Annotated in this window: 11 protein-coding genes; 2 read left to right on the plus strand and 9 right to left on the minus strand. The window is 38.2% G+C overall.

The features are described 5' to 3' along the window. Positions 1-13: 13 nt before the first annotated feature. Entirely contained in the window at positions 14-1,582 is a 1,569-nt protein-coding gene (locus R2R35_RS01790) for a glycosyl hydrolase (protein WP_317732790.1), read from the minus strand. 1,333 nt (positions 1,583-2,915) lie between these two features. Between R2R35_RS01790 and R2R35_RS01795 the strand changes: the two genes are divergently transcribed. Together R2R35_RS01795 and R2R35_RS01800 are read left to right on the plus strand one after the other, a co-directional pair. Then, entirely contained in the window at positions 2,916-3,596 is a 681-nt protein-coding gene (locus R2R35_RS01795; protein WP_317731166.1) for a transposase, read from the plus strand. 32 nt (positions 3,597-3,628) lie between these two features. Further along, positions 3,629-4,495 carry an IS3 family transposase gene (locus R2R35_RS01800; protein WP_317734725.1) on the plus strand — a complete coding sequence of 289 codons (867 nt, stop codon included), beginning with the start codon at positions 3,629-3,631 and terminating at the stop codon, positions 4,493-4,495. 562 nt (positions 4,496-5,057) lie between these two features. On the opposite strand, the gene R2R35_RS01805 is transcribed toward R2R35_RS01800, so the two are convergent. The 8 genes from R2R35_RS01805 to R2R35_RS01840 all read right to left on the minus strand — a co-directional run bounded on the left by R2R35_RS01805 (position 5,058) and on the right by R2R35_RS01840 (position 13,165). Beyond that, positions 5,058-5,873 carry a polysaccharide deacetylase family protein gene (locus R2R35_RS01805; RefSeq protein WP_317732791.1) on the minus strand — a complete coding sequence of 272 codons (816 nt, stop codon included), beginning with the start codon at positions 5,871-5,873 and terminating at the stop codon, positions 5,058-5,060. A gap of 75 nt (positions 5,874-5,948) precedes the next feature. Further along, complete coding sequence (locus tag R2R35_RS01810; protein ID WP_334309124.1) at positions 5,949-6,923, minus strand: AraC family transcriptional regulator; 975 nt, start codon at positions 6,921-6,923, stop codon at positions 5,949-5,951. A 26-nt stretch (positions 6,924-6,949) separates the two neighbouring features. Continuing rightward, the gene (locus R2R35_RS01815) at positions 6,950-7,729 is read right to left on the minus strand and encodes a ZIP family metal transporter (protein ID WP_317732793.1); all 780 of its coding nucleotides are present in this window, start codon (positions 7,727-7,729) and stop codon (positions 6,950-6,952) included. An 80-nt stretch (positions 7,730-7,809) separates the two neighbouring features. After that, positions 7,810-8,592, minus strand: coding sequence for a GNAT family N-acetyltransferase (locus tag R2R35_RS01820; RefSeq protein ID WP_317732794.1), 783 nt, complete (start codon positions 8,590-8,592; stop codon positions 7,810-7,812). A 284-nt stretch (positions 8,593-8,876) separates the two neighbouring features. Then, entirely contained in the window at positions 8,877-9,302 is a 426-nt protein-coding gene (locus R2R35_RS01825; RefSeq protein WP_317732795.1) for a EutP/PduV family microcompartment system protein, read from the minus strand. Next, positions 9,299-9,676 (minus strand): BMC domain-containing protein, encoded by a 378-nt coding sequence (locus R2R35_RS01830; RefSeq protein ID WP_317732796.1) that lies wholly within the window; start codon positions 9,674-9,676, stop codon positions 9,299-9,301. Before R2R35_RS01830 ends, R2R35_RS01825 begins: the two co-directional genes overlap by 4 nt. A gap of 14 nt (positions 9,677-9,690) precedes the next feature. Next, on the minus strand, positions 9,691-10,476 hold the full coding sequence (locus tag R2R35_RS01835) for a glycyl-radical enzyme activating protein (RefSeq protein ID WP_317732797.1): 786 nt from the start codon (positions 10,474-10,476) through the stop codon (positions 9,691-9,693). Positions 10,477-10,588: 112 nt separating this feature from the next. Beyond that, positions 10,589-13,165 carry a glycyl radical protein gene (locus tag R2R35_RS01840; RefSeq protein ID WP_442872281.1) on the minus strand — a complete coding sequence of 859 codons (2,577 nt, stop codon included), beginning with the start codon at positions 13,163-13,165 and terminating at the stop codon, positions 10,589-10,591. Positions 13,166-13,217: the final 52 nt, after the last annotated feature.

Below are 13,217 nucleotides of genomic sequence, written 5' to 3' on the forward strand. Positions count from 1 at the left end.
CCGCCCCCGGCTGTTATTGATCCCCTTTAATACTGTCACTACTGCGGATTTTATATGTATTTAAGTCAGGCAGATCTTCTCTGGATATTACATCTTTGTCTTCATATACCTTTTTGATCATTGACTCCTCCGTATATTGCTCACTTAAGGTGAAAATTGCAGTATTTTTAGCAACAAATTCACCTTGCCAGGTACACCACATACCCCACATCGCTCCATCCCGTCTTGCAAGATCCGGATCAAAAAGACATCCATTTTCCGTAAGATACACCATTTTCCTCTCATTGCTGTAATTCTTTGATGCATTCAGATAAGAAGATATCTGTGAGGTATATACTTTCTCTCCAGGATAGATATCCTCACCGATGATGTCCACATATTCATCCCCTGGATACCACTCTGCATTCTGTCCGTTCCATACCCAAATAAGATTATTCAGCCCATATTCTCCTGTAAGTCTATCGTAAAGCAATATGTATAGCTTCTTATAAGCTTCCGGTCCAGATGCTCCCCACCAGAACCAGCCACCGCTTGCTTCATGGAGTGGTCTCCAGAGAATCGGAACGCCTGCTTCTTTTAGAATCATGAGCTGTTCTGCAATAGCATCAATGTCCTTCATGAGCAGTTCATATCCCTGGGTATCCTCTCCACTCATAATCTTTTCCAGATTAATATCCGTTGAATCCGCATAAAATCCCCGGTACCATTCTCCTGTCAGATATTTGGACGGCGCATTCCAGTGCCAGCAGAAAGTAACAATACCTCCGTTATCCCAATAATCGATTGCATAATTTGTTGCATATCCCTTACTTCCATTTTCCACCATAGAAGGTGTGTATTCAATAAAGTCCAGTCCCAGTACTGCTGGTGTCTTACCGGTGATCTTTTTTATTATCTGAAATTCTTTTCCATACTGCCCTGTATCACAAAACTGTCCGGAGAGAAACTTTTTACCATAGATATCACACAAATAACTATATAACCTCTTAGTTTCCTCAGAAGCATGCTTATCAGACAGTTCTGCCTTAATATTATAAATTGAGGAATCTATTGGTTCTGACGTGAGAACTTCAAGATAATCCAACCATATATAACCCCAATATTTTGAAAGGCTTATTCTATGCTCTCCTGCCGCCAGATAAACTCTTGTCAAATAAGTATCTGTAAAATCTTCTGCTTCAACAAATACTGTTCCCAGACGTTCTCCATCTACACTAACGTAATTGTGCTTTTCTCCGCCTTTACTTGCACTTCTGAAATTCAAATCATAAAAGCCCTCTTTCTGAATGGTAACTGTAAAGGTACATATATCAGTATCCTCTTCAAAACCCTCGATGTATCCGGTTCCCGAATACCCCTTAAGTATCGGCTTGGAAACCATCTTAACATTGCCGGACCAAGCAGCCTTCTCTGCTTCGTAAATTCCTACTGTTTCCTGGACAAAGGTACTAACAGTTCCAGTCTTCTCTCTCTGTTCCGTTTTTCTTCCAACAGTATTACCACTTTCATCAGTGCATCCGTTGGCCATAAAAGCCATAACAACTGCGGTGATAAAAAATACTGCCTTCTTTCTCTTTTTCATAATTCACTCCTCAAGCCTAAATTAACATAATATCCATTAAGGCATTTTACTGGTTTATCTTAGTCTTTCCCCATAAGGTTTAAACTTTGATTCTATTGTCTGAATTTCATTGATGGAGTTGTTACTGTAATTTTGTTTTTGTTTGTTGCGCTTATTTTTAAAACCAAATTGTATCTCACTTTTTTATCAGTAGGATTATACCCCTTGGTTTTAATGTTAAATTTGTTTCTCTTGTTCTTTGTCCTTAGAATAATGTCTCTTAATTTTGTTGATAGAATTGTTTCTCTTGATTTTTGTTCTTAGAATTATGTCTCTTGGTTTTGTCGATAGAATTGTTTCTCTTGGTTTTGTTCTTAGAATTATGTCTCTTGGTTTTGTCGATAGAATTGTGTCTCTTGTTTTTTGTCGATAGAATTGTGTCTCTTAATCTTTGTCGATAGAATTGTGTCTCTTGATTTTGTCCTTAGAATTGTGTCTCTTGATTTTGTCCTTAGAATTGTGTCTCTTGATTTTGTCCTTAGAATTGTGTCTCTTTAATTTTGTCCTTAGAATTGTGTCTCTTAATTTTGCCCTTAGAATTGTATCATTAGAATTATGTCCTTGATTTATGTCTTTCTCATAGTGTCTTAATATATCGCTGACACTGTTTCTTTAATTTTTTCCATTAACATCTTATATTTAATTTTGTTTTTCGAAAAAGACGTCTTTTTTTCATTGTAGTGTACGTCTATTTTCTGTTTTCAAATCATCTTGAATCTCTGGAGTTCTCATTAAGTTTATGAATTTTGTCGTTAGGCTACCTTTTACTTTTATAATTTATTCATTTAAGTCATTAATTTAAGTTAATTTAGCGTTATTTACTTTCATTTACTCTTCCAAAACGTTTCCTAACTCATATGTTAATATTACTATATAATCCTTATTACTTCAATACAAATTATACAATTTGTTAGTTTTGCTAAATACACCCCCATTTATTTGTGCACAATTACTTTTATGATACATTTACAAGAGTTTAGTATGTCGTTTTTTCTCGTATTTCATCAGCTAAAAAATTGATTAATACTGATAAGTTATTTTTTTAGCTTTTTACCCTATCTATTTAGCCTCTTTTAGCTTGTCCACATTAACTAGTACCAGCTATTGAATATCTGATCATTTATAACCGCATTAATTTATTATCCTGTCTTAGCTAATTTATAAAGTTAACTCAACGTATTATCGCATTCTTAAGAAAAGAAAAAAACAGACATGCTGCTAACGTGATATGCTTCCCTCTAAGTAGACAAGTGAAATAATAAAAAACTTGTTACTTAGGAGGAAGCATATTTTTATGGGAAGAAAAGCTAAGTTTTCTTTCGAAATAAAGATAAATATTGTTCAAAGATATTTATCAGGTAAGACCTCTGCTAATCATGAAGCGCAGTTATTAGGTATCAGCGGGACACGCATTTTGGAGTGGATTTCTTTATATCAATCTTTGGGAGAAGAAGGTCTTATTACTACTTCCCAGAATACCGCTTATTCTTCGGATACAAAAAAAAATGCTGTACTAGATTATCTAAATGGTAAGGGTTCCTATTCTGAACTCTGCAGAAAATATGGAATTCGTTCATCATCCCAACTACGAAACTGGATTTTGAAGTATAATGGTCATGAGAAGCTGAAAGCTTCCGGAACAGGAGGCCCTATTATGACCAAAGGTAGAAACACCACATTTGATGAGCGAGTGGAAATAGTACAGTATTGTATTGCACATAATCACAATTACAGAGAAACAGCAGAAAAACACCAGATATCCTATCAGCAGGCACGCAATTACACCATTAAATATGAATCAGATGGAGTTGAAGCTTTAAATGATAGTCGTGGAAAAAGGAAATCGAAAGAACAAATGAACGAGTTAGAGAAACTCCAGGCTGAAAACAAGATTTTGAGAGCAGAAAAAGAACGAGCCGAAATGGAGGTATCCTTCTTAAAAAAACTCGAGGAGATAGAAAGGAGGCGGTATTAAGCCTGATTCGCCATGAAAGTATTTACCAGGCAATCAAAGAGGAAAACGAAAAATACGGCTATCCTATACATACTTTATGTAAGCTTGGTGGTATTTCCCGCTCTGCATACTATAAGTGGATAAACAGGAATATCCCCGCATGCGAAACCGAAAACAGGCGCATAGCAGATATCATTGAACGGATCCATGAGGAATCCCCAGATAAAGGGTATCGAAGAATCCGGGATGACCTGGAACGGTATCATGATATAAAAGTAAATGATAAACGCGTATTGAGAATCTGCCGGAATCGGAATATAAAATCAACAATCAAGTACTCTAGTTATGGATGTACAAGACAAGCAGTAAACCCATACTACATAGCAGAAAATTTACTCAACCGCGAGTTTAAAGCGGATGCACCCAACAGGAAATGGCTTACCGATGTAACTGAATTTCACTATTACATTGGTATCGAAAAGCATAAAGTCTATCTTAGCGCCATATTTGATTTGTATGACCGTCGGATTGTATCGTACATCATTCGTGACAACAACAATAATTCGTTAGTCTTTGATACATTTGATGCTGCGATTGAGACCAACCCAGGTGTTTGCCCACTATTTCATAGTGACAGAGGATTTCAATATACAAACAGGATTTTCCGTTCAAAAGTTGAATCAGCAGGAATGACTCAGAGTATGTCAAGAGTGGCAAAGTGCATTGACAATGGGCCAATGGAAGGGTTTTGGGGAATTATTAAAAGAGAGCGTTATTATGGAAAACGTTTTACGAGTAAGAAAGCAGTTGTTGAAATGATCGAGAAATATATGAAATACTATAACAATAAACGCTTACAAAGAAATCTAGGTGTATTAACTCCGATGGAGAAACATGAGTTATATCTACAGGCAGCATAAAAAACTGCCAGTAAGTTATACTTTACTGGCAGAAAGATTTATATTTTTTTAATTGTCTACTTGACGGGAAGCAGTTCAACGCTTGTCTGTTTTCTTGCTATACCAAACATCAAGAAATCAATAATCCTAAAGTCGAAAAAACATCTCCTGTAGCTCCATTCTTTTTCCGATTTCCAATGTATGTTTTTTTATTTCATCAGATACGAATATCTCCATTGCCTTACCATATTCTCCCCAAGCACCGGAGAAGTCCGCATCCAAAAGTCTTTACATATTTTCCGTCTACATATACTTCATACTGCCCATCTGTACCATTGATAAACATCTGATACATTAAACCAATACTAGAGGCGGCCTCCACCGTAAAAATAATACTCTCCTCTCCGCTCGTTGTACTCTAGTTTCCTGGAAACCTGGAATTTACATCATTCTCAACAAAACTCCCCCAACTATCAGGTTCGAGAGTTTTACTATTCAAAATGGTGGCCTCCTTATATATCTCTTGGGTTATTGGGGGATTATCTCTTTTTTTGAAATTGCACTTAACCTTATGTTCGCTTAACTAGTTGTCTAAAGTTACACTTGTACCACCCTTAATTTCAAATACTTTACCATTTACACTGATCCAGACAGAATTAAAAGAAGGATTATATACCTTATCCCCGCTCACAGTAAAACAAAGTCTGTCAGCTGCTTCCATATAATCCACTATTTCTATATTGGTAGCATACCATATATCTGTTCTTCCCCCTATCATTTCACAGAACTCTTCCATCAACTCCCAGTTGTTATCAATTGTAAACTCATAACTGTGACCCCATACATACATCATGTAAAGGTATTGCGTCTTAAAAAGGTTGCAAAACTCCTTGCCAAGTTGAAGTAGATTATGATTATGGTGGCAGGTTGCTTTCCATTCGTAGTAATCAGAGGGAAGTGTAAATCCATCAGAATTACCGACAATTCTAGCGTAACGAATTCCCATTGACGGCAGGAGCTTCTTAATGGAATCCGAATAGGAGCCATTGGGATAGGACAATCCCCTGACCGGATAGCCCATGATATCCTCTAATTCCTTCCTGTCCTTTAATACCTGTATGGCCACCTGCTCAATTGGAGAACGGGCAATGGTCGGATGCGTACTGGTATGAGCGGACACCTCATGACCTCGGTAAAGCTCTATGTATTCTGAGGAGGGAATGTATTGTTCTCCCTCAAGGCCTGAATTCAAATGGAAAGAACCTTTGATACCATATTTGTTGAATATTGATATAAGTTTGCGGTCCTCTAATTTACCGTCATCGTAACTCATGGTCAATACTTTATGTTTTCCTTCCGGGTAACAAATATATATATTTTTAAGTACCTGATCGTCCACTTTTTTTCCTCAATCTTTCTGATATTCTGTATAATGGTTGTATACTTAAACTGGTATACTTTTGATTCCACTGTGTCACTGTTCCTGCTGTTTCATGGTTCGGTATTGCCTGGGCGACATATTATATTTTTCTCTGAATACCTTATGAAAATAACTGGTATTGTCATATCCAACTGCTGATATGATATCATTAACCGAAAGCGTCGTATTTCCAAGCAATTCTACTGCTTTTTGAAAACGTTTTCGCTGCAATAGTTCCTTATACGTATAGCCTGTGCTCCGTTTGACAAGTCTGCTAAGCAGATAGACCGGTTGATTTAAGTCCTTTGCCAGTACTGTCAGATTGCTGTCCCGATAATTTTCTTCTATATGGCGTAATACTGATAATGTGAGGTAATTGTCATAAGGGTCATCCTCTCCTTGCTCAATTTTATCCGTATAATTTAAGAGTTGCAGAAATAACAACCCCATGGTTGTCTGATTAATCTTTCTCTTGTTGACCTGCTCATTTAAAATAGACCATATCATATTTTCGATAAGATTCTGAACCGGCAGGATATCCGCTACTTTAAAATACAGATAACCCGCAGTTTTATTGTCTTGGCGCAGAGAGTCCACCAGGAAATTCTTCAGCAGATTCTCTCCATCCAGCATCTGAAAAGCGACATCAAAGAATTCTGTCAAAACAATAAAGTTAATGGCAATATCCTCCAAACCGGCAGGAAGTATTTCCTGATAAGCATTCTGGTTCAGAAATAGCATATCTCCCTGATTTAATACTACCCTACTGTTATCATTTATAATGTGAGTAGTACTTCCGCTTACCATATAAATAATTTCGATATAGTTATGCTTATGCTTCGGAAAATGTACAAATCGGGTATGTGTTCTGACATCTATGAGTTTACCTTTGGCTAGCATCTTCTTACTGTCAATGACAAAATCCTTTTCACTGGTATACAGATCTCTGGCTACCGTACTGTTTCCGGATAAGATATTCTGTTCTTCTTCTGTTATTTCTTTTAATTTTTCTAACAGTTCCTGGTGAATGATACCCACTTCCTTTCCGAAAAATATTAACCTAAAGCAACATCTAAAGTCATCATGATCATAAACCCGATAGCAAAACCAATAGTACCGATATTGGAATGCTCTCCTTCCGATGCTTCCGGTATCAATTCTTCAACCACCACATAGATCATTGCTCCTGCTGCAAAAGATAGTAAATAAGGCAGTACAGGAACTACCAGACCTGTTAGGAGAATTGTTATCAAGGCAGCTATAGGTTCTACAATTCCAGAGGACATACCATAAAGGAATGCTTTTCCCCTACTGGTTCCTTCACTTTTAAGGGGAAGGGATATAATTGCGCCTTCCGGAACATTCTGAATGGCGATACCGATAGCAAGTGCCATAGCTCCGGCAAAGGTTATGTCAGTATTTCCCTGCATCAATCCAGCAAATACCACACCTACTGCCATTCCCTCCGGAATGTTATGAAGTGTTACAGCCAGCACCAACATTGTGGTTTTCTTAAAGGTCGTACTGATTCCCTCCGGCTCTTCCCTGTCAAGGTGTAGATGTGGAACAATTTTATCTAGTAACAGCAAAAAAGCAATACCTAATCCAAACCCTGTTATCGCAGGCACAAATGATAATTTTCCCATATCCTCTGACATGTCAATTGCCGGAATCAGCAGAGACCAAACAGAAGCAGCCACCATTACACCTGAAGCAAATCCCAGCAGTATTTTTTGAACCAGCGGATTGATTCGATTTTTAAGCAGGAACACAAAAGCTGAACCCAGCGTTGTTCCTATAAAAGGAATTAAAATTCCCAAAGAGATAGTATTCATAATAAATCACCTTTCCTAAAATAAACTTCTAAATATCATTGATTTTATATAAACTTATTTATATAATTTCTCTGGTTTTATTAATATGAACGATAAACAATGTCTTCATATTCATATTCAAAACCTTTTTTTCTGTACAAATTATATGCCTTTTCATTTTGAGTATCCAAATCTAGATAAAAATAATTCAAGTTCTCCCTTTTCAAAACTTTTGATAGTTTAGAAAGAGTATAATCGAGGAGTTCACTTCCATAACCCTTCCTTTGATCTGATTTCGTTACAGCGATATACTCAATACGTCCATAACCAAGATTTTCGAACCATATCCATAATATAGCACCTGTAATATTACCATCACGTAATGAATAAGACATTTCATAGCCCTGTTCGAGATATTCGTACAGGCTATCAATATCTTCTTCCACCCAATCCTCCAGTACTTCTTTAAAAAGCTTGTTTATTTGAATAAGAATATCTTTATCGTCTCTTGTTGCAGAATAGATAATTCTATCTGGTTTCATAGAATAAGGCTTATTCTTATACAGCTTTATTTTCATTGTTATGTGAGAAGAAGATAAGGTAAAACCATTTTCTTCCAACACTTTGCAAAGACGTGTATTCTCCTTTATTACATCGAATGAGATTAATTTGTCTTGATATTTATACATATTTCTAAGCAGGTTTATACTCTCGAGTATATTTTCATATGTATAATTCTTTTCTTTCATAACAGGGCCAATGATAATTCCCTTTTTTTTATCAATTTCCATAAATCCTATAATTCCCAGATTTTCATCCTTTTCTTTTATCATATAAAAGCAATCATTTATATTTTGATTGTTTTCATTCATTTCATTTTCCACATCCTTAAGGTCTCCGCGAGGAAACCCAAACCCAAGACTGTTATGACTGTAACTGAGCTTTAGCATTTCATTCAGAAAGCTGTGGTCAACATCTTTAATATTACTCAAATACATAAATATCTCCTCGTAAACTACACTAAATTATAATTTTAAGAAATGTCAAGGATTAATCTCTCATCTTCTATTATAGTAAATAAAGAGAAAAAGCGCAAACATTCTTAAAAAAACTCCTGGGTTTTTATATACCCCGGAGTTTCCTGCTGTATAGCAATAATATTAAATTCCTATTGCATAAGATATTGTCTCAGTTCTATTACTCCTTCACCGGTAACTGCACTAATATAGAAAATACGCTGACAGCCTGCCAGCTTTAACCATTCTCCCGCTCTGGCACAGTTAGCTTCTCTTTTGTCTATTTGAGTCACGATACCTATTACTTCTCTGTTAACAAGACTGGTTATGTTGGGACTGAACAGGGAATAATCCTCTGTAGCACTGAGCAGCAGCCCGACAACATCTGCTTCATAAGCGTAGAGTGCCAGTGCACTTGCAAGAGATTTTGTCTGAGCATATTCACCGGGCGTATCAATCAGCATATCCGTATAAGCGGTAGCCTGAGTTTTCGCATATTGAAGTTTCTCACCTTTTAATGCCTGGGTAAGGGTTGTTTTTCCACTTTCACTTCTTCCGATCAGTATCAGTTTTTTCATGTTCTGGTAAGCTCACATACGGAAAAATTTAGTTTCTCCACCGCATACTCCAGTATTGCTTTCAGCGAAGCCTCTACTTCCGAAACACTTCCAGTTACAATCAAGGTACCGCTGAAACGATCAACAAATCCCAATTCCACACCAGAGGTCTTAATTGCAATATCTCCTGCTATTATAGCTGTTTCACTGGGTGATACCGTAAGAATGCCAATGGCAGCTTTCTGATAATCAATTTCAGGATTCAGACCCAGCTTTTTATACAGAACCTGATCCGGTCCTGCAATAATATGCGCCAGTGTAATCTGTTTGCCGGGAACGATTTCCTGAATGATTCTCATTTTATTGTCATTGGATATCATATCCTGAAAATTCATCTGTTTCTCCTTCCTTATCCGCCTATCTGACAATTAAGACCTGATTTCAATGCTGCCTGAAGGAGCTCCTCCAGGGTTTCGTTGCTCAAAGGTTCTGCGTGCCGCATCTTATATTCTCTGCCAAGTCCGGTGTATTTGTCCTGACCTAATCTATGATAAGGCAGCAGATGTAAATCGGTGACTCCCGGAAGTGATTTTGCAAATTCTGCTATAGCACTGATTTCCTTGACAGAAGCATTGAATTCCGGGATTACCGGTATACGGATAACCAGGCGGGTCCCGTCGTTATTTTTATTTTTTTCTGCTATCTTTCGGGCATTTTCAAGTATCAGACCATTGGGTCTTCCGGTATATTCTTCATGCTTGAATGAATCCATGTGCTTTATATCCAGCAGATAGACATCCAGCCAGGGAAGATATCTCTCGATTACAGAAAACTCAGAATAACCTGTACTTTCCATTGCTGTATTTATACCATATTCCCTTGCCGTTTTTAACAGTTCCACCGCAAAGTCCGGCTGGCAGAGAGCTTCACCTCCAGAAAGAGTAAGCCCACCACCAGACCTCCTATAGTAAGGAAGGTCCTTCATAACCTCTTCCATTACTTCCTCTACGGTTACATCTTTCCCAATAACCTTCGGCTTTCCGTCCACAATCATGGTCTCAATCTCACGTTCCTGAGATTCCGGATTACAGCACCATCTGCATCTTAAATAACATCCCTTCAAAAACACGATAGTCCGTATGCCGGGACCGTCATGAATGGAAAATCTCTGTATATCGAATATTCTTCCCGTCATTATAATTCCTTTCGTGAATATCATTCTTTATTAGATATTCCTGAATCAACCTAATCCCTTTTTTACGGAATGTCCTGCTTTTTTCTTCTTTTACAAGCATCTGCTTATCTCTTTATCCCGGAAATCCCTGTTCCGTTCTGGCAATAATATCATCCTGCAGCGACCTGGACAAAGTCGTAAATAACGCACTGTAACCAGCAACTCTGACTACCAGGTTTTTATAGTTTTCAGGATGCTTTTGTGCATCTACCAGGGTATCACGGCTAACTACGTTGAACTGCATGTGACTTCCCTTCTGGTCAAAATATGCTCTTATCAGTGAGATAAAGTTATCAATTCCTCTGACACCGCTAAGAGCAGAGGGATGGAATTTCTGATTGAATAAAGTACCATTAGAGGCTATAAAATGATCAAGCTTTGCCACCGAGTTAGCTGCTGCCGTAGGTCCGTGAGTATCTCTTCCGGATGCCGGGGATACACCATCGGCAATCGGCGTACAGCTTAATCTTCCATCAGGAGTAGCTCCGGTCTGAGCTCCTAAAGGTACATTGGCCGATACAGGATATAATCCGGCCTGATAAGAACCACCTCTGGGATTCTTATAATTCTCCATGGGTTTCGTATAGGTATAGGCTATTTCCCTGGCAAAAAGATCCACATCTTCTATATCGTTACCAAACTTTGGAAGCTCGTTTATGTCATTTAACAGTTGTTCCCATCTGTTTTCCTGGGTGCTTGAAACTCCGTCCTTTAAAGCAACAGCGAGGATGTCTTTTATCTCTTTTTCTCCTACCTTGACTCCCTGTTCCAGCAGTTTCCTCACAACAGCTTTTGTTGTTTCTTCTGCTTTTAAGGCGGATATTTTTACTGCTTCTGAAGAGGATATTTCATGTCCAAAATTGCTCTCCATAGCATTTTTGAAATCAAGAAGCGTATATTTCTTTTGCTCGAATACCAGTTTCTTAATTGCATAAAGTGCATCCGTCATATTGGCGATACCAAAACCTTGCGGTCCGGTAAAGTTATAGATGGCTCCGCCTTCCTGTACACTTTTTCCTCTTCCGATACAATCCTCCACCATGGAAGAAAGATAAGGCAGGGGGCACCTTTCACAATGTGCAAGATCAATGGAATTATCTGCATTGACCAGCAGCTCTATCATATAATTCATTTGCTTTTTATAAGCTTCAAAGAGTTCCTCAAAAGAGCTCATCTCTTCTACTTCACCGGTTGGAACGCCCACCATTACTCCATTGTCTCTACCGTTATGAAAGGTAAATTCCAAAGGACGTAACATATTAAAGAAAGCAGCATCATGCCAACCATCAGTCTTGCCAGCCTTTTGTGGTTCCACACAACCAATGATATTGTATTCTCTGGCATCTGCGAGAGTCAGCCCTCTGTTTACCAGGGAAGGAATCACAACTTCATCATTATAGTAAGCCGGAAGTCCAATCCCCGTTCTAGTAAGCTTTGCTGCTTTTACCAGAAACTCGTGAGGTGTTTTATTCCATACCCTTACGGACAACGATGGCTGAGGGAGCATTACATGCATGGAGGCCTCTATGCTCATATAGGAAAGATCATTGGTCACATCAATGCCTTCTCTGTTTTGACCACCTGCTATAAGGTTTTGAAAAAGGCTGTATCCTGCAAATCCTTCTGCAGAAGCCGCATCTCTAACTTTATTCAGATCATTTAACTTGACCCAGATGCAATCCATCAGTTCCTGGGCAAAGTCTATGGTTATTTTCTCTTCTTTCAAATCCTTTTCATAATATGGATACATATATTGATCGAATCTTCCAGGGGATATGGAATGTCCGCTTGATTCCACCTGCAAAAGCATTTGAACAAACCAGAAGGACTGGCAGGCTTCATAAAAGGAAGTAGCACTGTATCTTGGCACTCTGCTGCAGTTTTTAGCTATCTGAAGCAATTCTTCTTTTCTCTTTAGATCCTCGCAGGCTGCTGCTTCTTCCTTTGCCAGTACAGCATAACGTTCGGCATAGAGACAGGCAGCTTCACAGCTTAAAATAACAGCTTTTAAAAATTCACTGCGTTTTCCGTAATCCATATCGGAGACTTTAAGCTCAGCCAGCGCTTTAACCGCTTCTCCTTTAATTCCTTCATAACCCTTTTCCAATACTTTCTCATAAGCTACTGTAACGTGACCAACCCCATTATAGAAATAGTTTCCGGGGGTAAAAACATTATGTTCCATGGCAAGCTTTGTTTCCGGTGCCATATAAGAGGTTGCCAGCTCACTGGTTGTTTTGCCCTCCCAGTATGTATAAACCTTTCTTAAGGTTTCTTTTGTATCTTCCGTAATATAGAAAGGATCGGCACTTCTCTTCTCAATTGTATCAAATTCTTCCAGCAGCCACTGATAGGAGAACTCAGGAAAGACCTGACAGCCCCTTGGTGCCTTGGTAGCGCTACCAGCTATCAGCTCTAAAGGACGTATGGTAATGGGAATATTCTTTAATATATGATAAAAAGCTTTGGCTCTTCTTCTGATAATCGGTTCTCCTTCGGTACTTTTATAGCTTTCCGTAAGAAGAACTGCTCTGTCAGCTTCAATTTCCGGCATAGAGGCATATAAATTCTCTATGAGCATTGAAATACGGGGGCTTTTTACAATTTCTTTTGAAGGATGAAAGCCTTCTCTATCCTTTACATTAATCATGCCAATACCCATTGCTTACTGCCTAACAGGCAGACATAGCAAGCAACCTATC

Source organism: Anaerocolumna sp. AGMB13020 (assembly GCF_033100115.1).
GTDB lineage: Bacteria > Bacillota > Clostridia > Lachnospirales > Lachnospiraceae > Anaerocolumna.